This is a genomic window from Enterococcus sp. C74, from assembly GCF_040887125.1.
GTDB classification, from domain to species: Bacteria; Bacillota; Bacilli; order Lactobacillales; family Enterococcaceae; genus Enterococcus_B; species Enterococcus_B hirae.
Window position 1 is genome coordinate 204,814 of the sequence record NZ_JBFOFA010000004.1, and the last position, 25,431, is coordinate 230,244.

23 protein-coding genes, 2 pseudogenes and 1 riboswitch are annotated in these 25,431 nt (G+C 38.7%); of the genes and pseudogenes, 21 read left to right on the plus strand and 4 right to left on the minus strand.

Features of this window, described 5'->3' with window-relative positions; translation table 11 throughout:
• Positions 1-193: 193 nt before the first annotated feature.
• Positions 194-718, plus strand: coding sequence for an NfeD family protein (locus AB3H93_RS07330; RefSeq protein ID WP_010719402.1), 525 nt, complete (start codon positions 194-196; stop codon positions 716-718).
• A gap of 15 nt (positions 719-733) precedes the next feature.
• Complete coding sequence (locus tag AB3H93_RS07335; protein WP_010719401.1) at positions 734-2,221, plus strand: flotillin family protein; 1,488 nt, start codon at positions 734-736, stop codon at positions 2,219-2,221.
• 77 nt (positions 2,222-2,298) lie between these two features.
• Here the strand turns inward: AB3H93_RS07335 and AB3H93_RS07340 are convergent, their stop codons facing one another.
• The gene (locus AB3H93_RS07340; protein ID WP_010719400.1) at positions 2,299-2,892 is read right to left on the minus strand and encodes an aromatic acid exporter family protein; all 594 of its coding nucleotides are present in this window, start codon (positions 2,890-2,892) and stop codon (positions 2,299-2,301) included.
• Positions 2,893-3,001: 109 nt separating this feature from the next.
• Between AB3H93_RS07340 and AB3H93_RS07345 the strand changes: the two genes are divergently transcribed.
• A complete protein-coding gene (locus tag AB3H93_RS07345; protein WP_034700359.1) occupies positions 3,002-3,955 on the plus strand; it encodes an aromatic acid exporter family protein in 954 nt (317 codons plus the stop codon).
• Between the two features lie 111 nt (positions 3,956-4,066).
• Here the strand turns inward: AB3H93_RS07345 and AB3H93_RS07350 are convergent.
• A pseudogene (locus AB3H93_RS07350) lies at positions 4,067-5,020 on the minus strand (Gfo/Idh/MocA family protein).
• Between the two features lie 184 nt (positions 5,021-5,204).
• Here AB3H93_RS07350 and AB3H93_RS07355 point away from each other — a divergent pair.
• The 6 genes from AB3H93_RS07355 to AB3H93_RS07380 all read left to right on the plus strand — a co-directional run bounded on the left by AB3H93_RS07355 (position 5,205) and on the right by AB3H93_RS07380 (position 10,358).
• Entirely contained in the window at positions 5,205-5,741 is a 537-nt protein-coding gene (locus tag AB3H93_RS07355) for a hypothetical protein (protein WP_014834723.1), read from the plus strand.
• A gap of 14 nt (positions 5,742-5,755) precedes the next feature.
• The gene (locus AB3H93_RS07360; protein WP_034700361.1) at positions 5,756-6,559 is read left to right on the plus strand and encodes a D-alanyl-D-alanine carboxypeptidase family protein; all 804 of its coding nucleotides are present in this window, start codon (positions 5,756-5,758) and stop codon (positions 6,557-6,559) included.
• Positions 6,560-6,568: 9 nt separating this feature from the next.
• Positions 6,569-7,186, plus strand: a complete 618-nt coding sequence (locus tag AB3H93_RS07365; RefSeq protein ID WP_010737427.1) for a glycoside hydrolase family 73 protein — start codon at positions 6,569-6,571, stop codon at positions 7,184-7,186.
• Between the two features lie 22 nt (positions 7,187-7,208).
• Entirely contained in the window at positions 7,209-7,892 is a 684-nt protein-coding gene (locus tag AB3H93_RS07370; protein WP_010737428.1) for a hypothetical protein, read from the plus strand.
• A 322-nt stretch (positions 7,893-8,214) separates the two neighbouring features.
• Positions 8,215-8,312, plus strand: a riboswitch (purine riboswitch).
• A 151-nt stretch (positions 8,313-8,463) separates the two neighbouring features.
• The gene (locus AB3H93_RS07375; protein WP_010719393.1) at positions 8,464-9,045 is read left to right on the plus strand and encodes a xanthine phosphoribosyltransferase; all 582 of its coding nucleotides are present in this window, start codon (positions 8,464-8,466) and stop codon (positions 9,043-9,045) included.
• A gap of 2 nt (positions 9,046-9,047) precedes the next feature.
• Positions 9,048-10,358, plus strand: a complete 1,311-nt coding sequence (locus AB3H93_RS07380) for a nucleobase:cation symporter-2 family protein (protein WP_010719392.1) — start codon at positions 9,048-9,050, stop codon at positions 10,356-10,358.
• A 203-nt stretch (positions 10,359-10,561) separates the two neighbouring features.
• On the opposite strand, the gene AB3H93_RS07385 is transcribed toward AB3H93_RS07380, so the two are convergent.
• On the minus strand, positions 10,562-11,839 hold the full coding sequence (locus AB3H93_RS07385) for a hypothetical protein (protein ID WP_368020375.1): 1,278 nt from the start codon (positions 11,837-11,839) through the stop codon (positions 10,562-10,564).
• Positions 11,840-12,178: 339 nt separating this feature from the next.
• Here AB3H93_RS07385 and AB3H93_RS07390 point away from each other — a divergent pair.
• The 4 genes and pseudogenes from AB3H93_RS07390 to purB form a co-directional block, all read left to right on the plus strand.
• Positions 12,179-13,106, plus strand: a pseudogene (locus AB3H93_RS07390) (transposase); the annotation flags it as partial.
• 106 nt (positions 13,107-13,212) lie between these two features.
• Positions 13,213-13,701: a 5-(carboxyamino)imidazole ribonucleotide mutase gene (gene purE, locus AB3H93_RS07395; protein WP_010719389.1), complete on the plus strand. Its 489-nt coding sequence runs from the start codon at positions 13,213-13,215 to the stop codon at positions 13,699-13,701.
• Entirely contained in the window at positions 13,694-14,818 is a 1,125-nt protein-coding gene (gene purK / locus AB3H93_RS07400; protein ID WP_010719388.1) for a 5-(carboxyamino)imidazole ribonucleotide synthase, read from the plus strand. The genes purE and purK overlap by 8 nt, the downstream gene beginning before the upstream one ends.
• A 13-nt stretch (positions 14,819-14,831) precedes the next feature.
• The gene (gene purB / locus AB3H93_RS07405) at positions 14,832-16,139 is read left to right on the plus strand and encodes an adenylosuccinate lyase (RefSeq protein ID WP_207432376.1); all 1,308 of its coding nucleotides are present in this window, start codon (positions 14,832-14,834) and stop codon (positions 16,137-16,139) included.
• 156 nt (positions 16,140-16,295) lie between these two features.
• On the opposite strand, the gene AB3H93_RS07410 is transcribed toward purB, so the two are convergent.
• Positions 16,296-16,673 (minus strand): hypothetical protein, encoded by a 378-nt coding sequence (locus AB3H93_RS07410; protein ID WP_010737435.1) that lies wholly within the window; start codon positions 16,671-16,673, stop codon positions 16,296-16,298.
• A gap of 261 nt (positions 16,674-16,934) precedes the next feature.
• Between AB3H93_RS07410 and purC the strand changes: the two genes are divergently transcribed.
• Genes purC through purH form a run of 8 tightly spaced genes read left to right on the plus strand, consistent with a single transcriptional unit; the run spans position 16,935 to position 25,419 of the window.
• Positions 16,935-17,651, plus strand: a complete 717-nt coding sequence (purC, locus tag AB3H93_RS07415; RefSeq protein ID WP_126344126.1) for a phosphoribosylaminoimidazolesuccinocarboxamide synthase — start codon at positions 16,935-16,937, stop codon at positions 17,649-17,651.
• Between the two features lie 14 nt (positions 17,652-17,665).
• The gene (purS, locus tag AB3H93_RS07420; protein ID WP_010719384.1) at positions 17,666-17,920 is read left to right on the plus strand and encodes a phosphoribosylformylglycinamidine synthase subunit PurS; all 255 of its coding nucleotides are present in this window, start codon (positions 17,666-17,668) and stop codon (positions 17,918-17,920) included.
• 1 nt (position 17,921) lies between these two features.
• Entirely contained in the window at positions 17,922-18,593 is a 672-nt protein-coding gene (purQ, locus tag AB3H93_RS07425) for a phosphoribosylformylglycinamidine synthase subunit PurQ (protein ID WP_126344124.1), read from the plus strand.
• Position 18,594: 1 nt separating this feature from the next.
• A complete protein-coding gene (purL, locus tag AB3H93_RS07430) occupies positions 18,595-20,817 on the plus strand; it encodes a phosphoribosylformylglycinamidine synthase subunit PurL (RefSeq protein WP_034700368.1) in 2,223 nt (740 codons plus the stop codon).
• A complete protein-coding gene (purF, locus tag AB3H93_RS07435) occupies positions 20,802-22,244 on the plus strand; it encodes an amidophosphoribosyltransferase (RefSeq protein WP_034700370.1) in 1,443 nt (480 codons plus the stop codon). Before purL ends, purF begins: the two co-directional genes overlap by 16 nt.
• A 13-nt stretch (positions 22,245-22,257) precedes the next feature.
• Complete coding sequence (gene purM, locus AB3H93_RS07440) at positions 22,258-23,301, plus strand: phosphoribosylformylglycinamidine cyclo-ligase (protein WP_368020376.1); 1,044 nt, start codon at positions 22,258-22,260, stop codon at positions 23,299-23,301.
• Positions 23,298-23,891, plus strand: coding sequence for a phosphoribosylglycinamide formyltransferase (gene purN, locus AB3H93_RS07445; RefSeq protein ID WP_010737442.1), 594 nt, complete (start codon positions 23,298-23,300; stop codon positions 23,889-23,891). The genes purM and purN overlap by 4 nt, the downstream gene beginning before the upstream one ends.
• Positions 23,884-25,419 (plus strand): bifunctional phosphoribosylaminoimidazolecarboxamide formyltransferase/IMP cyclohydrolase, encoded by a 1,536-nt coding sequence (gene purH, locus AB3H93_RS07450; RefSeq protein WP_053766390.1) that lies wholly within the window; start codon positions 23,884-23,886, stop codon positions 25,417-25,419. Before purN ends, purH begins: the two co-directional genes overlap by 8 nt.
• Positions 25,420-25,431: the final 12 nt, after the last annotated feature.

A 25,431-nucleotide genomic window follows, 5' to 3' on the forward strand; every position in this document is an offset into this window, starting at 1 on the left:
CATTTTCTTTTTAAAGAAAAGAAGCGAACAAAAATAATAAACGATCGCATCAAAGTTCTTTTGTTGCCGGTGGGGTATCCGCCCCACTGGCTAAATCGTCATTGGGAAATTGGTAAAACAAAATTATCGATCAAACTATACAGAAAGTTATTCTATTGGTATGATAGAACAAAACAGAGGAGGAGGCGATTACATGATTGGAGGGGTGGCATTAGAGACGATTTATTGGTATACACTTTTAACTTGTGCGGGGATTGCAGTTTTTCTGCTAGTCTTTGGAGATATTTTTGATTTCGATGGTCCAATTGACCCGATACTCATTGTCCCTTGGCTAACTTTTACCAGCCTGTTTGGGTATTTAGGAGAGCGCTTAACAGAATTAGATTCGCTGTTTCTATTGATTTCAAGTGGGGCGATTGCAACTGTTTTAGTGTTTTTGCTCAATTTTTATGTCCGAATGCCGATGAAAAATGCTGAAAGTACGTTGTCGGCATCAGAAAAAACTCTTGAAGGACAGATGGCGATCGTAGTTACACCCATACCATTAAAAGGGATGGGGGAGATCCAATTAAAAAGTGTGACTGGTTCGATTACGCGACCTGCATGCTTTTATGCCCCACAAAGTTCACCAGCTAAGCAAGGGGAACAGGTCTTGATCATTGAAGTAAAAGAAAGAGTTTGTTATGTAACGCCTTATGAAGGCATGCTAAAAATATGAAGGAGTGTGTAAGAAATGGAAATATCAGGAGTTTATATCGCAATTGCTATTGCAGTCTTGATCATTTTAATGTTACTGATCGTCTTTGTAGCAAAATATCAAACTGCCAAACCAGATGAAGCATTAATTATTAGCGGAAGTTATTTAGGCAGTAAAAATGTCCACGCAGATGAAAGTAATAATAAAATCAAAATCGTTCGTGGTGGCGGGGCATTTGTTTTACCAGTTTTCCAACGCTCGAATCGGATCAGTCTCTTGTCAAGCAAGTTAGATGTTTCGACGCCAGAAGTCTATACCGAACAAGGGGTACCAGTGATGTGTGATGGCACCTCGATCATCAAGATTGGTTCTTCAGTGGAAGAGATTGCGACTGCTGCAGAACAGTTTCTAGGTAAAACACGTGAGGAACTTGAAAATGAAGCAAGAGAAGTTTTGGAAGGGCATCTTCGTTCCATTTTGGGTTCGATGACTGTAGAAGAAATTTATCAAAACCGCGACAAATTTAGTCAAAGCGTTCAAGAAGTGGCATCTGTTGATTTAGCGAAAATGGGATTGATCATTGTTTCGTTTACGATCAAAGAAGTTCGTGATAAAAACGGTTACTTAGATTCTTTAGGGAAACCACGGATCGCCCAAGTGAAACGTGACGCAGATATTGCGGAAGCAGAAGCGTTAAAAGAAACACGTATTAAAAAAGCAGAAGCTGAAAAAGATTCTCAAGCAGCGGAACTACAAAGACAAACGGAAATTGCAGAATCAATCAAAGAAAAAGAATTAAAACTAGCTTCTTACAAGCAAGAACAAGATATTGCAAAAGCCAAAGCAGACCAAGCCTATAACTTGGAAAGCGCTCGGGCGCAACAACATGTTGTTGAACAAGAAATGGAAGTAAAAGTCATTGAACGACAAAAACAAATTGAATTAGAAGAAAAAGAAATCATTCGTCGTGAGAAACAATACGATTCAGAAGTGAAGAAAAAAGCCGATGCGGATCGTTATGCCAAAGAACAAGAAGCACAAGCTCAAAAGGTAAAAGAAGTAACTGAAGCCGAAGCTGAACAATTCCGCGTTGAAGCACTGGCACAAGCCGAAGCCAATAAAACCCGATTAGCTGGTCAAGCGGAAGCGGAAGCGACTTTAGCCAAAGGAGCGGCCGAAGCTGAAGCCAAAGCCAAAATCGCAGATGCGTTCAAAGAATATGGTGAAGCAGCGGTCTTGAGTATGGTAATCGAGATGTTACCACAATTAATGAAAGAAGCAGCACAGCCATTAGGAAACATTGAGAAAATCTCAGTGGTCGATACCAGTAACGGGTCAAGCGAAAATGGCGGAGCGAACCGGGTGACTAACTATGCTACCAATCTTTTAGCTTCCACTCAAGAAACGTTGAAAGAAACAACAGGATTAGATATCAAAGACATTATCGAAAATCTCTCTAATCGTGGAACGATGAAACAAGTTAATCTCTATGAAAACGGGGAACAACCCGATCAAGCAGAATAACTATTGTTTAAATTAGTTAGAAAAATAAACAAACCAGTTTCTTTCATGTTGAAGAGACTGGTTTGTTTATTTATGTATTAGCTATTTTTGTGTTTTTTGATCTGTTCTTCGACTTCTGCCAAATTTTCTCTAAGCAACGCTTCTTTTTTTTGCAGCTCAACTAAGTCTTCTACAAGCTCTTCTTTCTTTTCTGTCTCAGGTGGACGGAGAAAGAAATTGATTCCGATGGCGATAAAGGTTCCAATGAATGTGTCTAAGACTCGTTGGATCGCATATAAAGAGGATTCGCCTTGAGGAACGCTCAGGGCAATCAACAACAAAGTGGCGATTGCTGAGATGATCCCAGAATTATTATTGATTCCGTCAGATACCACGATGACGATGACCACTAGAACCGGCAGCAGAAATAATTCCACTAAAAAATCATTGTGAAAATAGTTCTTTACTAAAAAATAGATGATTCCGAGAAAGCCGCCGATTGAATTGCCAATGATTCTTGAACGACCAAAGGAAACAGTAGTGGTTAAATCTTGGCGCAAGGAAAAAACAGCTGACAATGCAGCAATCATCGGTAGTCCTCGATCAGTGACGTGGAAAAATAAAATACATAAAAAAACTGCTAATGCGCTTTTTATTGTTCGCATTCCTAAACGAAAACGGCCAAATTCCATCGCTTATTCTCCTTTTAGTCCTTTTTAATAGGATAACGAACTTTTAAAGAGATTGCTAGTTTTTAGCTAAGTCTTTTAGTATAATTCTAAGAAAAGAGAGGGGTTGCTTATGCGTATCGGAATGAGGACCGTGAAAACAGTGGTTAGTAGTATGTTGTCCATGGTTACCGCCCAAATGTTTTCATTATTGTTTTGGCCTTCAGCAGGAATCATTGCTTTGTTAAGTGTGGGCAACACGAAACGTTCAACTTTAAGAACTGGGATGTTAAGGATTGCGGCATTTATTTTAGCGACTGTGATTGCTTTTATTAGTTTTTTTATTTTTGATTATACGATCTTGGGGTTTGGCTTGTTCCTACTACTGTTTATTCCTCTGACTGTTGGGTTAAAATTGACGGATGGAATTGTCGTAAATTCTGTGCTAGTCACACACTATTTAAGTGAAAAAAATATGAGTTGGTCGTTGATCGGTAATGCAGCAAGTTTAATGGCTATCGGTGTTTTTTTTGCACTAGTAGCGAATATCTATATGCCGGATATCAAAAAACAGCTACAAAAAAATCAACAATTGATCGAAGAAGAGTTTCGTATCATTTTAAACAACATGGCTGATTTCCTACTGACTGGAAGAAATACCAACAATCAACTGCTTTGTGATAAATTGTTGGCTTTCGTAAGAGAAAGTCAGAGCGATGCTAGGAAGTACCAAGAGAATTACTGGGTGAAACAAACGCAATACTATGAAACGTATTTTTCAATGCGTCGAACCCAAATCAACGTGATCAAAGATATGCAGGGGAATCTGGATCGAATCCAAGACCCGGTTCCTTATGGCAAGCATATTTACGGCTTGTTGGTTTATACTGCAGAAACTTTTTCTGAAAAGAATGATGGGAAAGAATTATTGAAGCGGATTGAAGAAGTCTACGAACTATATCGGGACATGGCTATGCCCAAAGAACGTTTAGAATTTGAAGATCGAGCAGAATTGTTTCAATTTTTGCAATCCTTTAAGAGCTTTATTGAAATCAAAGCGGAATTTTCGCAACAATCGATTGGTTAAATTATTCAGTTCAATGAATGAAATAAAGAGAAGCTGTTTAAGCATTGGGGATGTCTCCGTTGCTTAAACAGCTTTTCATGTTTAGAAAAATTCCAGCTTATTTCAAGGAGCTTATTTTTGCCAAAGTTTTTGCATCCCATCAAGGATCTCGATGACATCGTGGGTCAGAAACAACGAACGGTTAGGGAGTTAGCCTTTAATAGTTTTGACCATATTTTCGATTTCATAATTCATGGCTTGCGCGGTGCTGCCGCTTTCGATCCATTCTTTTGTCCCGTCATTGAAGATGATCTCCGCACGATCCGCACGAGGGTAATCGGTGATGGTGATATAGCCCTCTTCAAAGGCAACGATTCCCACTTTAGGCATTTTGGCTTGGAAAGTCAGACTGATCGTTGCTAACTCATTTTCTTTATTCCTTAAAATAGTCACTGACTGTTCATCCACACCTGTTTCAAATGGTACCATTGTTGATGCAATAACTTCTGGTTGAGAGCTCAAAAAGAAACGAGCAAACGAGACGGCATATGTCCCAATATCTAATAAAGCACCACCAGCTAATTCAGGATTGAAAAAGCGATTGGTTGGGTCGGGATCTTTATAGCTGCCAAATGGTGCTTGAATCATTTTTAATGCCCCAAGCTTGTTTGTATCGATCAAAGAACGTAACTGTTGATACAATGGCATATTGAAAATCGTCATCGCTTCTGCTAACACTAGATTCTTTTCTTCTGCTAATCTCATTGCTTCGGTCAGTTCTTTTTTATTCATGGTGATCGCTTTTTCACATAAAACATGCTTATTCGCTGCTAATGCTTCCATGATATGTTGACTATGTTGACGATTGGGAACGGCAATATAAATAATATCGATTTCTTGGTCATTAAGCATTTCTTGATAACTACCATATGCTTTAGGAATATGATAGCGTTGTGCAAATGCTTCTGCTTTATCTATTGTTCGTGAAGCAACTGCTGCCAACTCGCTTGTTTTTTGGTCAAAATGTTCCGCAAACTCATGTGCAATATTTCCTAAGCCAATGATTCCCCATTGATACTTTTTCATACTTCAAAACTCCTTCTCGTGTTATATTTAATATAGTGAATGAAATGAAAAAATGCCATTGTCCTTGTTTAATTATACCAAATGAATCGTTAAAATTTGTGTTAGAGTACTTTAATAAGAAAAAGTAAAGCCGTAGTGAATTTTTTTTGAAATTTAAGTAAAATGAGTAGAGGGGGAAACTTTTATGCATCAAGTTTATGTTGATTTGATTCTTAGTGTATTACTGGAACAGTACGCAACAGAAAAGAATTTTTTAGAGGACTATTTAGTAATTGACGAAGCGCAGTGGGAAGGATGGAAACGAGGAGAGAAGAACCTTCCATCTGAAACCATGCAGAAAATCAAAAACCTGTTTACTGATTATGAATGGATGCTTACGCAAAAGATTTTACGACAAACGATCATTTTCCCTGAAAAAAGGACGACTGCAGTGGCAGAGTATAAACAAATCAAAACGAGAATCGCTCAAAAATGGTTAACGGATGGTCCTGCCAAAGTCGAATTGATTCCATTAAAAAACGATCAATATCTTACAGGGTTCCTTGACTTGAAGGTAAGTATTAATTATGATGAATGGGGTTATGACGACATCTTGAACTTTCGATTACCTGCAGACGTTCAAAGACAGATCGAAGGCGAGAAATTGGAACTGTTGGATTGGGTAAACGAGAATTTAGAAGAAACCTATGTTCATGAAAAAAATGAACATAAAAAGGAATGAGAGGATTTTTAAGAGTGAATAAAGTTTTAGGGTTTGGAGCAGTTGTGATCATGGTTGCCGCAATGGGGTACATCTTTGTAAGCGAGCAACACATGAAATCTGACGTCCAAGCAGAAAATCAAACAACTGAACAAGTAACCAAACAGACAACAAAGAGTTCCAAAGAAACTAAAGTGAAGGATTCTACCAAAAAAAGTGAAGATCTACCAAAGGTTCAACCGACCGATTGGGATCTTGTCTTGGTAGGACCTGATCATAAAATCGAAAAAGAAATCAATGAAGACACGCAACTAGCATCACTGCCCAATGGTTATTTGATCGATAAACGTATCGAATCCCATTATGAAGATTTTGCGAAAGCAGCACAATCTGCAGGGTTTCCTTTAGTGATGGTCTCCGCATATCGTTCGGTTGCAGCACAGCAACAGGTGTTTACACAAAATGTCCAAGAAGTGATGAGTAGTCAACATGTTTCAGAGGAAGAGGCGACAGCAATCACGAAACAAACAATCACCGTCCCTGGACATAGCGAACATCATACAGGCTTAGCGGTCGATGTAGTGGATGAAAATTGGTATAATAATTATCCTTCACAGCTTTTAGAGGCAAGTTATGGAGATCAACCAGGGGCAAAATGGATTGCTGAAAATGCGCCTAAATATGGATTTATCATACGTTATCCTAAAGATCGTCAAGATATTACAAAAATCACGTATGAACCATGGCACCTACGTTATGTTGGAGAAGAAAGTGCGGCCTATATTTCGAAACATGATATCACATTAGAAGAATACTTAGAACAATTACAAAAGAAATAGGAGTAGTGAATGGCCAAAAAAAAATGGAAGAAACAAAAACGTAATTCATTACGCTTGATTGCTGTGATTTTTGGTGGAATATTGTTGATGATAGCTTTTGTTCTCTCTTTACGAGGCTTGTCAGCGCCTCTTGTTGGGCAAGAACAGAATAACAATGAGGCACAAACGCATCAACAATTTATTGATCGATTAGCTCCTCATGCGAAAGAATTACAAACCGGCTATGGCGTTCTCCCAAGTATCATTTTAGGTCAGGCAATTCTTGAATCAAACTGGGGCGAGAGTACGTTAGCCAGTCAATACAATAATCTTTTTGGAATTAAAGCATATGGTGATCAAAAAAAGGTCAATTTAGAAACAAAGGAATTTGTGAATGAAGAATGGGTCACGATCCAAGGAGATTTTCGTGTGTATGATTCATGGGAACAATCGATGGACTCTCACACACAACTTTTTGTGAATGGGGTAGATTGGAATCCAGCATTATATGAAAAAGTGATCACGGCTACGAACTATCGTGAAGCTGCCCAAGCACTGCAAGACGCAGGCTACGCAACTGACCCTTCCTACGCACAAAAAATTATCCAAGTCATTGAAACCTATCACTTGGATCAATATGATCAATAACTATGAAAAAGGGAGTGGCAAGATGGCAGAGCAATTTACCCCTGAAATTATGACCGAGCTACGAAAAGATATCGTTAGAGTACCTGAGGTCATTATGGAGGCAAGTGGTATTAAGATTTTTGGAAAACTGATCCGATCGATTATTTTTACTACTGATATAGCAATTGTCCGTAATACAAATGCAAATGCCGTGATTGCTGTGTACCCATTTACTCCGCATCCTGCAATCACTAAAAGTATTATCGAAGCAGCAGACATTCCAGTCTTTTCAGGTGTTGGCGGAGGTCTAACGCAAGGCACGCGCTCTTCTTACATGAGCTTATTCGCTGAAGCGCAAGGATCGTTAGGAGTCGTTTTAAATGCACCCACACCACTTGAAACAGTTCAAGAAGTTTGTCGTGCAGTGGATATCCCAGTGATTAGTACAGTGACATCGAAATATACAGAAATCGATGAAAAATTGGCAGCAGGTATTACGATCATCAATATCAGTGCAGGGAAAGAAACAACTGAAACGGTAAAATTTTTCCGAGAAAAGTATCCGGAACTACCGATTATTGCTACTGGTGGTCCAACAGATCAAAGCATCTTGGATACGATCAAAGCTGGAGCGAACGCTATTACCTATACTCCTCCAAGTAACGGGGAATTATTTAGTCGTAAAATGGAAAAGTATCGACAACTTGAAAAGCAAGAGGAATCATAAAAATCAAAAACAAGTCAAAAAAGAGAAAAAATCGTGGCACTCACGTAAATTCTCTTTTTTCTCTTTATTTCTGTCAGAAATACCGAACAACCTTGCTGAATGAGATCAAAAATATTAGATTTTAGAAAAAAATAGTGAAAGTTGGTTGTCACTTTCTGAAACAGATGTTAAACTGTTTTCATCGTTTGGAACAATAGCTAACATTGAAAGTGCCAACCAACGATTATAAATGCTTGAATCAATCAAACATATTTTATTAAAGCTACTTCTAGACTACTTGAGCAAAATAGATCATTATTTTGTTTCTTAAGAGGATCGAAGGAACGTAGTGATATAGCCCACTTATATATCGTCATGATAAGGATGACAGTTTCTAGCCAGCACCGTAAATGCTGGACTATAAGTGAAAGAGTGTCTTGCACCCTTTTTACTTATTTAGTAAAAGGGTTTTTTTGTTTAAAAAGCAGGCATTTTTGCGTATTTCGCACGAGCTTGAAACCTTGAAAGGGTGATCCATGAGGTCGAATAGTGGTTAGCTTTGATATCAATAAATGAAAAAGGGGAAAATAAAGTGAAAGAATTAGTGGAACGTATTCAAAAAGATGGCCGTGTGCTAGGTGAAGGCGTCTTAAAAGTAGATAGCTTTGTGACGCATCAAGTGGATCCGGTATTAATGGAACAAATAGGCCAACGATTTGCGGAAGTTTTCAAAGATCAAGGAATCACTAAAGTGGTAACGATTGAAGCTTCTGGAATTGCACCAGCTTTATTTGTGGCACAGACATTAAATGTACCAATGATTTTTGCCAGAAAAGCCAAAAGCTTGACGATGGATGAAGAATTGTTGACTACTTCTGTTTATTCCTTTACAAAACAAGTGACTAGTACGATTTCTATCTCTCGTAAATTTTTATCTGCAGAGGACAAGGTTTTAATCATTGATGATTTCTTAGCGAACGGTCAAGCGGCGAAAGGGTTGGTTGAATTGTGCCGCCAAGCAGGTGCAGGAGTTGAAGGGATCGGCATCCTGATTGAAAAATCGTTCCAAGATGGCCGTCAGCTATTAGAAGAAATGGGCTTGAAAGTTGTTTCATTGGCACGAATTGCGGCGTTATCCAACGGACAAGTTGAATTTCTTGAGGAGGATGCATAAAGGTGGAGAAAGAAACAAAAAATGGCCAAGCCGCAGTATTAGGTTTACAACATCTCTTAGCAATGTATGCTGGGGCAGTTGCTGTTCCTTTGCTGATCGGTACGGGACTAGGGTTTAATCAAGAGCAAATGACGTACTTGATCTCGATTGATATTTTTATGTGTGGCTTAGCAACATTATTACAATTGACGGTTAATCGTTTTTTTGGTATTGGGTTGCCAGTTGTTTTAGGTTGTGCTATTCAAGCAGTTGCACCACTGATCCTAATTGGGAGCGACCAAGGTGTTGGGGCAATTTATGGTTCGATTATCGCTTCTGGTATTTTTGTTGTTTTAGTGTCTGGATTTTTCTCAAAGATCAAACGATTATTTCCGCCGATCGTGACTGGGACGGTCATTACCGTGATTGGGTTGACGTTGATTCCAGTTGCAATCGAAAAAATGGGCGGTGGCGATTCATCTGCGACTAATTTTGGAAATCAAACCAATTTATTGCTAGCTTTCGTTACAATTGCACTGATCGTCGGAGTACAAATGTTAGCTAAAGGGTTTGTTCGCTCGATTGCTGTACTGATCGGTTTAGTTGGCGGGAGTATTTTAGCTGCTGTACTGGGAATGGTGGATTTAAGTGCGATTGGTCAAGCACCTGTTTTTCACGTGCCTCAACCTTTTTATTTTGGAAAACCAACTTTTGATGTCTGGTCGATCTTGTTGATGATCATTATTTCTATTGTGAGTATGGTAGAGTCAACAGGTGTTTACTTTGCGCTAGGGGATATCACTGGACAAAAAGTGGGCGAAGAAGAATTGAAAAAAGGCTATCGTGCCGAAGGTCTGGCGGTTATTTTAGGTGGGATTTTCAATACTTTCCCTTACACTGGTTTTTCTCAAAATGTTGGGCTAGTCCAACTTTCTGGTATCAAGACAAGAAAACCAATTTATTTCTCTGCAATTTTTTTGATTATTCTTGGATTATTTCCTAAAATAGGTGCTTTAGCACAAATCATTCCAGAGCCAGTTCTAGGTGGCGGCATGTTAGTCATGTTTGGGATGGTTGCTGTTCAAGGTATTCGAATGTTGATGGAAGTTGATTTTACGAATGACAAAAATCTCTTGATTACTGCTGTTTCGATTGGTTTTGGCTTAGGATTCAATATTATGCCGACTTTATTTAGCCAATTACCCCCAACAGTTCAAATGTTTACGGGGAATGGGATCGTCATGAGTAGCGTGACAGCGATCGTTTTGAATCTTATTTTTAACGGGTTGAAAAAAGATGAAGAGATTATTGAAGAAGCATTAGCAAAAAAATAACTTGAATCGTCCTAAAAATGAGACTGAGACAAAAGTAACATCTTCGAAAAATAAGCAGGGATTGACCAAAAAGTTGAAAAGCAAATTTTGGAAATTCCTGCTTATTTCTTGACGCTAAATACCTTTGTCTCAACCTCGTTCTAGTTTATTTCTTTATGTATACGCTAAAATCAATATTCTATACTTATTATATGCTATTTATGCTATGCAAAAGAGGAACCCCGCTCTGATTTATCTGGTTGTTTACTTTTTTCAGTTTGTTTCCCTTGACTTACAATTTCACTTTGTTTTTCCTTCGCATTATCTTTTAGATCAATAAATGTACTTTGCCCCCTCATTGTTGCAAATTCCTTTTTTTGGTCGGCTAAATTTTGAACTATTTTTATTGAATTATTAATTTTTTCCGAAAGTATTTTATTCGAATTTTCTAAGTTTGTCAAATCATCCTTGAATTTGGGATCAATTTGTTGGGTTACTTGTGTATTTTTAGATAAATGATTCACCTCATTCATCAAAGTTTTGAGATTCGTTTTTAAAGCATTAAGCTCAGCCTGTTTTTCTTGACTTATGGGTAACATTTTATCTATTGCTGCTTCACTCTCCATTATATATGCTGCTTTATCTTCAGATATCGTACTCAATTGACCCTTATACATTACTATATTTTGATCTTTTGTGTCTAACTTTTTCGTTAAATCTCTCTTTTCTCCTGTAAAATACACTATAATTTTATTGAAAAATGACGAATTATCTATTTCATTTATTTGATTTTTTATGTTCTTTCGGCTCTTTTCTTCTTTACTTAATTTTTCTTGGATGTCAGGCACTTCTTTATCTAGCAGGGACATTTTATGTTTATTATCTTTAACATACTGCACAGTGTTTGTGATTTCTTCAAATTGGTTTTCTTTGAGTTTTCCATTTTTATCAGGACTGTTAGTCGTTAAGTTATTGTATTCTACTTCTAACTGGTTGTTTGACTCTTTAAAATTGTCCATATACACCTTAATTTTTTCATCATCAGGTTCTCCTCTTTGTTCTCTCTTTGCTTGTAACATGCCCAAATTAGCCGTTGCTTGTTCTGCCTCTTTCGCTTGTTGCTGTCGTTGTACTTTGGGTTTATTTATGTTTTCCATATGATTGTATCTGTTTTTGGCATATTTAAGTTTTTCTGATATTTTTAATGCTTCATTGCCAAAAGGATCGGATATCCGAGCATGCTGCATTTCCAATTTATACACTTGGACTTTTGCTTCATCTATTTCTTTTGTGGTAAATGCTGATTGATCCTTTTCTTCTTGATGATGACTTTTCATATATTCCAAGCATTTATTTTCTTTTTCGTAGTTTTCTTTCGCCACTTTGCTCGCTGATGAATATTCATGTTTCACATTAAGGGCTTGTTTTGCTTTTTCAGTTATTTTTCTTTGACTGTTAATCTCATCTTTTGTAAAGTAAAACCCTTCATACCATTCTTTCATCTCTTCACTCCTCTATTTTTATTCATAGTTCAATCTTAACACGTTAAGATTATTGTTATATTCTAATAATTTCTTTTGTTAGGAAAAGATGAAAAACTACTCTTTTCTTCTACTTGTATAATGGATAATTACATAAATCTATACAAAGGATATGATAGTTCCCACGAAATTTATTGTTTCCATTTACAAAAACATACTAAGATTAGAGAGTGGGACAATAGTCAGAAAAAATCTGATTATTGTCCCATTTTTTTTTGATTTTAAGGCACACAAAAAGCACACAACCTTGTATGATTCAAGTGCTTAAACAAAAATCAAAGGAGTGTGCTTTATGTTTAAAAATAATACCATCAACCAAACAACTTTACCACTAGATGTAGAACATTTACTGATGCCGCCTTTATGCGGATGAAAGACGATTATATGCGAAATGGACAGCTCAAACCAGGTTATCATTTACAAATCACCACCGAAAATCAGTATGTTTTGAGCTATGAATTATTTCCGAATCCCACAGACACCAAAACATTGAAGCCATTTTTAGATAGTTTTTTAGACCAACATAAGGAGTTGCCGGAGTACATTGTGGCAGATGCAGGGTATGGTAGCGAAGAAATTTACATGTATATCAACGATGTTTTACATAAAACCCCCTTGATTACCTATGGAAGTTACCACAAAGAAAATAAAAAGAAGGACAAGGAGAATCCGTTTAACGTGGAGAATTGGCGTTATTTTGAAGAACAAGACACCTATATTTGCCCAGCGAATCGTCCGGTACCGTTCAAAAATTATAGTCGCAGAATAGATAAAGGTGGCTTTATTCGAGATTTCAAAATCTATGAATGTGAGGATTGTCGGAACTGTCCAGTCCGTCGTCAATGTACGCGTGCGAAAAGTGAACAAAAGCGAAAAATTCAAGTAAATAATAATTGGCGCTATTTCAAAGCAGAATGCAGAAAAAAGCTTCTAGAGGAGAAAACTGGTTCAATTTATCGGAAACGAAAAATGGATGTCGAACCCGCGTTCGGATATCTAAAGGCTAGCTTGGTGTTCCATCGTTTCCATTTACGTGGAAAACAAGGAGCAACGATTGGTATTGGTTTGGCACTGATGGCATTAAATTTAAGAAAATTAGGAAAATATATGGAGAGGAAAGTGCGCATAACAAAAAATAAGTTCGATTTTGACAATAAACATCAAAATCGAACTTATTTTCTTTTTGAGAAAGAACTATTGTCTCACTCTCGTTTTTTCGCTGATATAAATACCGAACATTAAAGCTGGAAATCTTTATAATATTCGAAAATTCTTTGACATCAAAAAAACCGATTGCTAAAATATGAATGTGAAAGTAGAGAAAGGAGAAATGTATGACAATCAAGGTTGCGGTAATTATGGGGAGTACATCTGATTGGGAAACGATGAAAAATACTTGCGAGATTCTAGAAGAGTTTGAGGTGGCTTATGAAAAGAAAGTCGTCTCTGCGCATCGTACACCTGATTTGATGTTTCAGTATGCCAAAGAAGCACGAGCAAGGGGAATCAAAGTGATCATTGCTGGAGCAGGTGGAGCCGCTCATCTGCCAGGAATGGTGGCTTCTCAAACAACCTTACCAGTAATTGGCGTTCCGGTACAAACACGAACATTGAACGGATTAGATTCGCTATTATCTATTGTCCAGATGCCTGGTGGTGTTCCTGTGGCAACGACGGCGATTGGAAAAGCGGGGGCAATTAACGCTGGACTACTTGCGGTTGAGATGCTTTCAATGTATGATTTAAAGTTGGAGGCTAAGTTAGCGAAAAGACGGTTAATGTTAGCTGAAACTGTGATAGAAAGTAGTGATCAACTTGGTTAAACCTTTGTTGCCTGGATCAACGATCGGAATTGTCGGTGGCGGACAATTAGGACGGATGATGGCGATCAGTGCAAAAGAAATGGGCTTTAAAGTCGGGGTTCTTGATCCTGTAACGAATTGTCCAGCAGCTCAAGTAGCTGATTGGTATATTCAAGGAACATACGATGATACTTTTGCATTGGAAGAACTTGCTAGACGAACAGATGTTATCACGTATGAATTTGAAAACGTCAGTGTGGAAGCATTAAATGCCATTTCTTCTATGTCGTTTATTCCTCAAGGAACTGATTTATTGGCGATCACCCAAGATCGTCTTTTAGAAAAATCTTTTTTAGAAACGAATAATATCGTTATTGCTCCTTATGCGACAATTGTAAGTCCAACCGATATTCAAGATGCCATTGATGGTATTGGTTATCCTTGTGTGTTGAAAACGACACGAGGTGGATATGACGGCAAGGGACAATACGTCTTGAAAAGTCGGGCAGACCTTGCGCCAGCAATGGATTTACTAAGGGAAGGGACCTGTGTATTGGAAGCATGGATCCCCTTTGAAAAAGAAATCTCGATCTTAGTTGCTGGAAACGGACAAGGGGATTATAGTACATTTCCAGTGGTTGAAAATATCCACCGTAACAACATTTTACATGAAACGATTGCACCAGCAACAATCGCTGATGAGGTTGTTGAAGAAGCAGAGCGGATTGCTCGAGTCATCGCTGAAGGAATGAGCTTATCTGGCGTACTTTGCATTGAAATGTTTTTAACAAAAACTGGTGGTTTATATGTGAATGAATTAGCACCACGACCTCACAACTCGGGACATTACTCCATTGAAGCATGCTCGATGAGTCAATTTGATGCCCATATTCGGGGAATATGTGGTTGGCCATTAAGTAAAAAAGTCCGTTTATTGAGTGAGGCAGTGATGGTCAATGTATTGGGCGAGCAGTTATTAGAAAGCTATCATTTGATCGATAAAAAACCAGATTGGCAATTTCATTTTTATGGGAAAGCACAAGCGAAAAAGGGTCGTAAAATGGGGCATATTACTATCGTAACTGAAGACATTCAACAAACTTTGGATGAAATAAAGAAAACCAATATTTGGGATTAAAGGAGAAAAATTGATGTTAGAACGTTATACACGACCTGAAATGGGCAATATCTGGACAGAACAAAACAAATACCAAGCTTGGCTGGAGGTAGAAATTTTAGCTGACGAAGCATGGGCAGAATTAGGAGAAATTCCTAAAAAAGATGTCAAAAAAATTCGTGAACATGCATCTTTTGATATTGAACGTATTTTGGAAATTGAAAAGGAAACACGTCACGACGTTGTTGCCTTTACTCGAGCAGTTTCTGAAACATTAGGCGAAGAACGTAAGTGGGTCCACTACGGCTTAACGAGTACTGATGTCGTGGATACAGCTTATGGCTATCAAATCAAACAAGCAAATGATCTTTTACGAGATGATTTGAAACGTTTTACGGCAATTATTGGTGAAAAAGCTAAAGAACATAAGTACACAGTGATGATGGGAAGAACGCATGGCGTTCATGCTGAACCAACGACATTCGGCTTGAAATTAGCTACTTGGTATTCAGAAATGAAACGAAATATTGAACGTTTTGAGCATGCAGCTAAAGGTGTTGAAGCAGGTAAGATATCAGGAGCGGTAGGAACATTTGCGAACATTCCGCCATTTATTGAAGAATATGTGTGTGAAAAATTAGGGATTCGTCCGCAAGAGATCTCTACGCAAGTGCTCCCACGTGATCTCCACGCAGAGTACTTTGCGACTATGGCATTGATTGCTACCAGCATCGAACGTTTTGCAACAGAAATCCGTGGTTTGCAAAAATCAGAAACGAGAGAAGTAGAAGAGTTCTTCGCTAAAGGACAAAAAGGGTCTTCAGCAATGCCTCATAAACGAAACCCAATCGGTTCAGAAAACATGGCTGGACTTGCTCGAGTGATTCGTGGTCATATGGTCACAGCCTATGAAAATGTTTCGTTGTGGCATGAAAGAGATATCTCTCATTCGTCAGCAGAACGAATCATTTTACCTGATACAACGATTTTGTTGGACTATATGTTGAATCGTTTTGGAAATATCGTAAAAAATCTGACGGTCTTTCCTGAGAATATGAAACGCAACATGGAAGCTACTTTTGGCTTGATCTATAGTCAACGAGTGATGTTGAAACTGATTGACAAAGGTATGACAAGAGAAGAAGCTTACGACTTGGTTCAACCTAAAACAGCTTATGCATGGGATCATCAAGTTCAATTTAGACCTTTACTTGAAGAGGATCCAACGGTTACTTCTGTTTTAACAAAAGAAGAGATCGATGACGCATTTGACTACCATCATCACTTGAAAAATGTGGATGTGATCTTTGACCGTGTTGGTTTAGGAGAAAAAGACAAATAATCAAAAAGAGTGGCTTGCTTCGGATTGCTAGAAGCAGCCACTCTTTTACTGAAATGTAATAAAAAAGAACCTTGACACAGATAACTCAACTGGTCGGGGTTCTTTTTAGCTATTTTGATTCATTTCATGATGTTGCTTGATAATAGCATGAGAAAACTATCCGTAAAGGGCTTGAGCGGAATAGTTAAAATGTTTAGTATGAAGCAAACTCAATAATTCTTCGATAAAAGTATAATCAAATTCTTGCTGATCATAAGTGACTTGGATACGATAATGATTTTTGAATAATTTTTGTTCGTGTATCTGACTGATCACGAGTTGATGTTCAGAAAATGTTTGATATTCAAATGTGCGCTTTCGACACTCAGTATGGCGCTTTGCCGCACGACGGATTTTTCTGAAGGTATAAAAACTCGTATCTTTATTACATAAGTAGACATCTTTGATAGACAACAGGTCATTATATAAACGTGACGTTTCCTCGGGCGATAAATCCATTAAAAAACATTGGGCACAAACTGCGGCCTCTTCCATTTCGCTACCTCCTTGAATTCCTTGAATAAATATCCAGAATCATTCTAATCCTACTATAGCATCAATTATTATAGGTGTAAACGCTTATTATTTTTCCAGGGAAGAATTTTTGGATTAAACACGAACATTAGATAATTTTAATGCTATAAATGTACATGTTTTTATTGAACAGGATAAAAACACTTGTTAAAATTTAAAGTGAAAAGACGAACAAAAAAATAATGTTTGTTGTGATCGTCAAGAATTTAAGGAGATGTCGAAATGGAACAGAAAGATTTGCTGTATGAAGGAAAAGCCAAAAAAATGTACCATACTTCAGATGAACAGGTGATTTGGGTGGAATATTTGGATCAAGCTACGGCTTTGAATGGCTTGATGAAAGACCAAGTAAATGGAAAAGGGGAACTGAACAATCAAATCACAAGTAAAGTCTTCCATTATTTATCCGAACAAGGGATTGCCAATCACTTTATCCAACAAATCGGAAAAGACGAACAATTAGTGAAAAAATTAAATATTCTTCCCTTAGAAGTGGTAGTCAGAAATAGTGCAGCTGGTAGTTTTTCAAAACGGTTGGCAATTCCTGAAGGACAAAAATTACCCACACCAATTGTCGAGTTTTATTACAAAGACGATCAATTAGATGATCCATTTATCAATGATGAACATGTGCTGTTTTTACAAATTGCAGATGAAGCTGAAATTACTGAATTAAAGAAACAGGCTAGAAAAATCAATCATTTGTTAATCCAACTATTTGAGAAAATCGATTTACAGTTAATTGATTTCAAACTGGAATTTGGGAAAACAGCTACGGGCGAAATCGTATTAGGAGATGAAATTTCGCCTGACACTTGTCGGTTATGGGATTTGAAAACAAACGAACACATGGACAAAGATGTTTATCGACGAAAAATTAGGGAAATTGTCCCAGTGTATCAAGAAGTTTTGACACGTTTAACACAAGCTGGTTTATGAGAGGAGAAAATGAAATGTATTTTGTAAAAGTTTATGTCACCTATAAAGATTCTGTATTAGATCCTCAAGGAGAAGCAGTGAAAAATGCGGTCCATCGTTTGGGATATGAAACTGTTGAAGATATCCGAATCGGTAAATATTTTGAGATCCAAGTTTCAGCAGAAGCTAGCGCAGTAGAGGAAACGATTGAAGGGATTTGTGACAAACTATTAGCTAACGTCAACATGGAAACGTATCGTTATGAAATTGAACAATTGGAGGAAATCTAGCATGAAATTTGCAGTGATTGTCTTTCCTGGTTCGAACTGTGATGCAGATATGTTGTCGGCAATTCGTGACATTATGGAAGTAGAAGCTGAGTATGTTCGTTACGATGAAACCTCTCTACAAGGCTATGACGGCGTATTGCTTCCTGGCGGTTTTTCTTATGGCGATTACTTACGCTGTGGAGCCATTGCGCGTTTTTCAGCTATCATGAAAGAAGTTGTTCGTTTTGCGGAGGAAGGAAAACCAGTCTTTGGTACATGTAATGGGTTTCAGATCCTTACAGAAGCAGGTCTCCTTCCAGGCGTGCTAAGAAAAAATGAATCTTTGCGCTTCATTTGCAAAACTGTTCCTTTGAAAGTTAACAACCAGACAGCCTTTACTTCGGAGTATGAAACCGATGAGATCATTCAGTTGCCTGTCGCTCATGGCGAAGGAAATTATTTTTGCGATGAGCAAACATTGCAAGAGTTAAAAGCCAATAATCAAATCGTTTTTACTTATGCCGAGAATATCAATGGTAGTGTCGCAAATATTGCAGGGATCACCAATAAAGCAGGAAATGTGCTGGGGATGATGCCTCATCCGGAACGGGCGATGGAGGCGTTACTAGGATCAGAAGACGGAAAACGATTTTTTGCCTCGATGTTAAAAAATTTTGGAAAGGTGACTGCCTAAGATGAAAACACGGAACGAACCAAGTCCCTTAGAGATCAAAGAAAAGAAAATTTATGCTGAATGGGGATTGACAGACGAAGAATATCGAATGATCGAAGAAGATATTTTGGGGAGAATGCCCAATTACACCGAAACAGGTTTGTTTTCAGTCATGTGGAGCGAGCATTGTTCTTACAAAAATTCTAAACCGATTTTACGAAAGTTCCCAACAAGTGGACCGCATGTTCTTCAAGGTCCAGGAGAAGGCGCTGGTATCGTGGATATCGGTGATGGTCAAGCAGTTGTGTTTAAAGCGGAAAGTCATAATCACCCTTCAGCAGTAGAACCTTATGAAGGAGCGGCAACCGGTGTTGGTGGGATCATCCGTGATATTTTCAGTATGGGTGCACGTCCGATTGCTTTACTTGACTCCTTACGTTTTGGCGAGTTAGACCAACCACGAACCAAGTACTTATTGGAAGAAGTAGTCGCAGGGATTTCTGGGTATGGTAATTGTATCGGAATACCGACGGTTGGAGGAGAAGTAGCGTTTGATCCTTGTTATGAAGGGAATCCGTTAGTTAATGCCATGTGCGTAGGGTTGATCGATCACAAAGACATTCAAAAAGGGCAAGCTTCTGGTGTGGGTAATTCGATCATGTATGTCGGTGCGAAAACAGGACGCGACGGCATTCACGGTGCGACTTTTGCTTCAGAAGAGTTCAGTCAAGAAGAAGAACAGCAACGTTCCGCAGTCCAAGTAGGCGATCCTTTTATGGAAAAACTATTACTTGAAGCTTGCTTAGAATTGATCCTGGAACATGCGGACATTTTAGTAGGAATCCAAGACATGGGCGCTGCCGGATTGGTTTCTTCAAGTTCGGAAATGGCATCAAAAGCTGGATCTGGTTTGATTTTGACATTAGACGATGTGCCACAACGAGAAACAAATATGACTCCTTACGAAATGATGCTTTCAGAATCACAGGAACGAATGTTGATTTGTGTAAAAGCTGGGGCAGAGGAAAGAGTCAAAGAATTATTTAAAAAATATGATTTGGATGCTGTTACGATTGGAGAAGTCACCGATGATGGCTTGTATCGCTTGTACCATCATGGGGAAGAAGTAGCTAACTTACCAGTTGATGCCTTAGCCGAAGATGCACCTGTTTATGAAAAGGCAGTGCAAGAACCCGCTCGAATCGAAAAATTTAAACAGTTAGGGCAATATCAACCAATCATTGAAGATGCGAATCAATTATTGCTAGATTTATTGAAACAACCGACAATAGCTTCAAAACATGCGATTTATGAAACCTATGATTCTCAAGTACAAACCAATACAGTAGTTTCCCCTGGAAGTGATGCTGCCGTATTGCGTATTCGTGGAACTGAAAAAGCAATTGCTATGACGACTGACTGTAATGCCCGCTACCTTTACTTAAACCCCGAGATAGGTGGCCAAATTGCTGTTGCAGAGGCTGCCAGAAACATTGTGGCTAGTGGCGGACGTCCATTGGCGATCACAGACTGCTTGAATTATGGTTCTCCTGATAAACCAGAAGTATTTTGGGAATTGGTTAAATCAGCAGACGGGATTGCCAAAGCATGTGAAGTCTTTGCGACACCTGTGATCTCCGGGAATGTTTCTTTATACAATGAAACGGATGGCAAAGCGATTTATCCTACCCCGATGATCGGCATGGTCGGATTGATCGAAGACCATCAACACATCACCACTCAATCTTTCAAAATAGCGGATGATTTGATTTATCTTGTTGGTGAAACTTATGACGATTTCAATGGTAGTGAATTGCAAAAAATGCAATTAGGAAAAATTGAAGGGGACATCGAGCATTTTGATCTATTGACGGAACAACAAAACCAAGAAAGTCTACTGGCGGCTATTCAAGCAGGAGTGGTAACCAGTGCGCATGATTGTTCGGAAGGCGGTTTGGCTGTGGCGTTGGCTGAAGCAACTTTTGGTACCCAATTGGGATTAGATGTCACAGTAAATCTGACGACAGCACAACTTTTTTCAGAGACACAATCAAGATTTGTGGTCACCATCCTTCCAGAAGATCGTGAGGAATTTGAACGTTTGATGGGCGAAAAAGCAAGTTGTATCGGTAAAGTGACTGAGTCAAGTAATATCGTGATCCAAGCAAGTGATGGGGAAATCCATCTAGCTGTTACAACAGCTAAAAAATGCTGGGAGGACGCAATCGAATGTCTTATGAAGTAAAAAGTTTAAATGAAGAATGTGGGGTGTTTGGTGTCTGGGGACATCAAGAAGCATCTAGCGTAACGTATTTTGGGCTTCATAGTCTTCAGCACCGTGGTCAAGAAGGTGCTGGGATCGTTTCAAATGATCAAGGGAAACTATTAGGACACCGGGATCTAGGTTTACTCTCAGAAGTTTTCAAAGATCAAAGAAAGCTAGCTGCACTCTCTGGACAAGCAGCGATTGGACATGTGCGTTATGCTACAGCAGGTAATGGTAGTGTGGACAATATCCAACCCTTTTTATTTAAATTTTATGATCAGTCAATCGGTCTAGCTCACAATGGTAATCTTACGAATGCCCGTTCATTGAGAACGTCGTTAGAAAAAGACGGTGCGATTTTCCATTCCAATTCAGATACAGAGATTTTGATGCATTTGATTCGTCGAAGTAAAAAAACAACATTACTCGATCGTTTAAAAGAAGCATTAAATGAAGTGAAAGGCGGTTTTGCCTATTTGCTTTTAACAGAAGATGCCATGATCGCCGCTCTTGATCCGAATGGTTTTCGACCTTTGGCAATCGGACAAATGAAAAATGGTGCATATGTGATTGCTTCTGAAACTTGTGCACTGGAAGTCATCGGTGCGCGGTTTATTCGAGATGTTCGTCCAGGAGAAGTAGTGATCATTGATGACTCGGGCTATACGATCGATACTTATACGACCGAAACCCAGTTAGCGATTTGTTCCATGGAATATATCTACTTTGCACGACCAGATTCAAATATCGCTGGTGTCAATGTACACACTGCTCGTAAAAATATGGGGAGAAATTTAGCACAGGAAGCGCCAATTGATGCTGACATGGTTGTAGGTGTTCCAAATTCTTCGCTATCAGCAGCCAGTGGCTATGCCGAAGCTAGTGGCATCCCTTATGAGATTGGACTAGTAAAAAATCAATACATTGCCAGAACCTTTATTCAACCTACACCAGCATTAAGGGAACAGGGTGTCAGGATGAAACTTTCGGCTGTCAGAGGAGTTGTTGAAGGGAAACGAATCGTGATGGTGGATGATTCAATCGTTAGAGGAACAACGAGCCGGCGAATCGTACGTCTATTAAAAGAGGCAGGAGCAAAAGAGGTTCATGTACGAATTGCTTCACCACCGTTAAAATATCCTTGTTTTTACGGCATCGATATTCAAACGAGAAAAGAACTAATTGCAGCGAATCATAGTATCGAAGAAATCAGACAATGTATCGAAGCAGATTCATTGGAATTTTTGAGTGAGGATGGATTGATCCAAGCAATCGGATTAAAAGAAGCAGCTCCTTATTCTGGGTTATGTATGGCTTATTTTAATGGTGATTATCCGACGCCTTTATACGACTATGAAGAAAAATACCGTGAATCATTGAAAGAAAAAGTATCTTTTTTTCAATAAAGGAGGAAGTAACATGAGCAATGCCTATGCGAATGCTGGTGTGGATGTAGAAGCTGGCTATGAAGTAGTAGAACGAATCAAGAAACACGTAAAAAAAACAGAGCGACTAGGAGTAATGGGTGCTTTAGGCGGTTTTGGTGGCTGTTTTGATTTAAGTTCTTACCAATTAAAAGAACCAGTTTTGGTATCAGGGACAGATGGGGTAGGAACAAAATTGTTAGTAGCCATCGAAGCGGATCAACATGAAACGATCGGAATCGATTGTGTGGCGATGTGTGTCAATGATATTTTAGCTCAAGGTGCGGAACCTTTATATTTCTTAGACTATTTAGCTACTGGAAAAAATGATCCACAAAAATTAGAAAAAGTCGTCGCTGGCGTGGCGGATGGTTGTGTAGCAGGTAATCTTATGTTGATCGGTGGCGAAACCGCAGAGATGCCAGGAATGTATGCGGAAAATGAGTATGATCTTGCTGGTTTTGCAGTTGGGGTTGCAGAAAAGTCGCAATTGATCACAGGAAGTGAAATCGAAGTTGGTGATGTTCTGTTAGGCTTACCTTCTAGCGGGATTCATTCAAACGGCTATTCATTGGTTCGGAAAGTGTTTTTTGAACAAAATAGTTACACATTAACCGATCAGGTAGAGGGTCTGTCTGAAACACTGGACCGAGAATTGTTAAAGCCGACAAAAATCTATGTATCAGCTTTGCTGCCAATCATAAAAGAACAAAAGATCAAAGGTGCGGCACATATCACTGGTGGTGGATTCGTAGAAAATATTCCTCGGATGTTGCCGGAAGGAACGGCCGCGCAAATTCAATTAGGTTCATGGCCTAGCTTGCCGATTTTTGACTGTCTCCAACGTTTAGGTGAAATCCCTGAACAAGAGATGTTTGAGATTTTTAATATGGGTATTGGCATGGTTGTAGCAGTAGCAGCTTCTCAAGTCGATGAAGTCATTGGAAAAATCAACGAGCAAGGAGAAGCAGTTTATCGAATCGGTGAAATAGTTCCCTTTAAAAATAAAACAGTGTTGTTTGATGAGGAAGGAAAATGAAGATTGCCGTATTTGCTTCAGGAAATGGCAGCAACTTTCAAGCTTTAGTTGACTATTTTCGGGAAAATAAGTTGCCAGATACCTTTGAATGGCTTTTTTGTGACCAGCCGAATGCTTTTGTCTTAGAACGGGCAGAAAAGTTACATGTACCATTTCATTTTTTTTCACCAAAAGAATTTTCATCTAAAAGAGAATATGAAGAAAAAATTTTAGAGATCCTAGTGGAAAAAGAAATTGAACTCATTGTATTAGCAGGATACATGCGGATTATTGGTCCGACTTTATTGAATGCTTATGAGTCAAGGATCATTAATATCCACCCCTCTCTTTTACCTGATTTTCCTGGCTTACATGGGATTCGTGATGCGTTTGCTGCGGAAGTCAAAGAAACAGGTATAACGATTCATTACATTGATAAAGGGATAGATACAGGACCCATCATTCACCAAGAAACCATAGAGATCACGAAAGAAGACACATTGGATAGCTTAGAAGCAAAGATTCATCAAATCGAACATCAGACCTATCCTAAAATAATCGAAGCAGTCATCAAAGAAATGCAAAAAGTGGAGGAAGAAAAAAATGACTAGAGCATTGTTAAGTGTATCGGATAAAAAAGGAATTGTTGAATTTGCCAAGGGATTACAAGCTTTGGAAATTGAGATTATTTCAACTGGGGGAACCAAAAAAGCACTTGATGAAGCGGGAATCTTAACCATCGCAATCGAAGATGTCACTGGCTTTCCTGAGATGATGGACGGACGTGTCAAAACTTTGCATCCTAAGATTCATGGAGGATTATTAGCACGTCGTGATCTTGCTAGTCACAGAGATGCAATGGCAGCTTCTGAGATTTTGCCGATTGATTTTGTTTGCGTCAATTTGTATCCTTTCAAAGAAACAATCATGAAACCGGATGTTAGTGAAAAAGAAGCCATTGAAAATATTGATATTGGTGGACCAAGTATGTTGCGTAGTGCTGCCAAAAACCATGAATTTGTCACGGCGATCGTTGATCCGAACGATTATCCAATTGTTTTAGATGAACTGAGAAATCAAGGGACTACTTCTCTAGCGACACGTCAGAAACTGGCAGCGAAAGTATTTCGTCACACAGCAGCCTATGATGCATTGATTGCTCAATATTTAACGGAGCAAGTGAAGGAAGAAAAGACGGAAAAATTGACTCTTACTTTTGAACGCAAGCAAGACCTCCGCTATGGCGAGAATAGTCATCAGCAAGCTGTCTTTTATCAATCTGCTCTACCAGAACGTTATTCGATTGCTCAAGCAAAACAGCTTCATGGAAAAGAACTATCTTTTAATAATATTCGTGATGCAGATGCTGCTTTGCGGATCATGAGTGAATACCAAGAACCAACAGTCGTAGCACTCAAACACATGAATCCTTGTGGTATTGGCTCAGCTCACACGATTTTCGATGCTTGGCTAGCAGCTTATGAAGCAGATCCTGTTTCGATTTTTGGTGGGATTGTGGTATTGAATCGGGAAGTCGATTTAGCAACAGCTCAAGAAATGCATAAACTCTTTTTAGAAATTATCATTGCACCGTCTTATACACCAGAAAGTCTAGAAGTTTTAAAAGCCAAGAAGAATTTACGATTATTAACGGTTGACTTTAACTCGCAATTAACAAAAGCATCTAATGAAATTGTTTCAGTTCTTGGAGGTTTACTCGTCCAAGAAAAAGATACAGCAATGGAAGAACCAACTACATGGCAAGTAGTAACCGATCGTCAGCCAACATCTGATGAAATGGCTGCATTAGCATTTGCTTGGAAAGCTGTTAAGCACGTCAAATCAAATGCGATCGTTGTAAGTAATCGGTATCAGACGCTAGGGATTGGTGCAGGACAAATGAATCGTGTCGGTTCTGTCAAACTTGCGATTGAACAAGCTGGAGAAAAAGCACAAGCAGCTGTTTTGGCAAGCGATGCTTATTTCCCAATGGATGATTCGGTGGAATATGCAGCTAAACACGGAATCAAGGCGATCATTCAGCCTGGTGGAAGTATCAAGGACCAAGCGTCGATTGATATGGCTAATAAACATGGAATTGCCATGGTCTTTACGAACGTCCGTCATTTTAGACATTAAGATAGAAGGAGT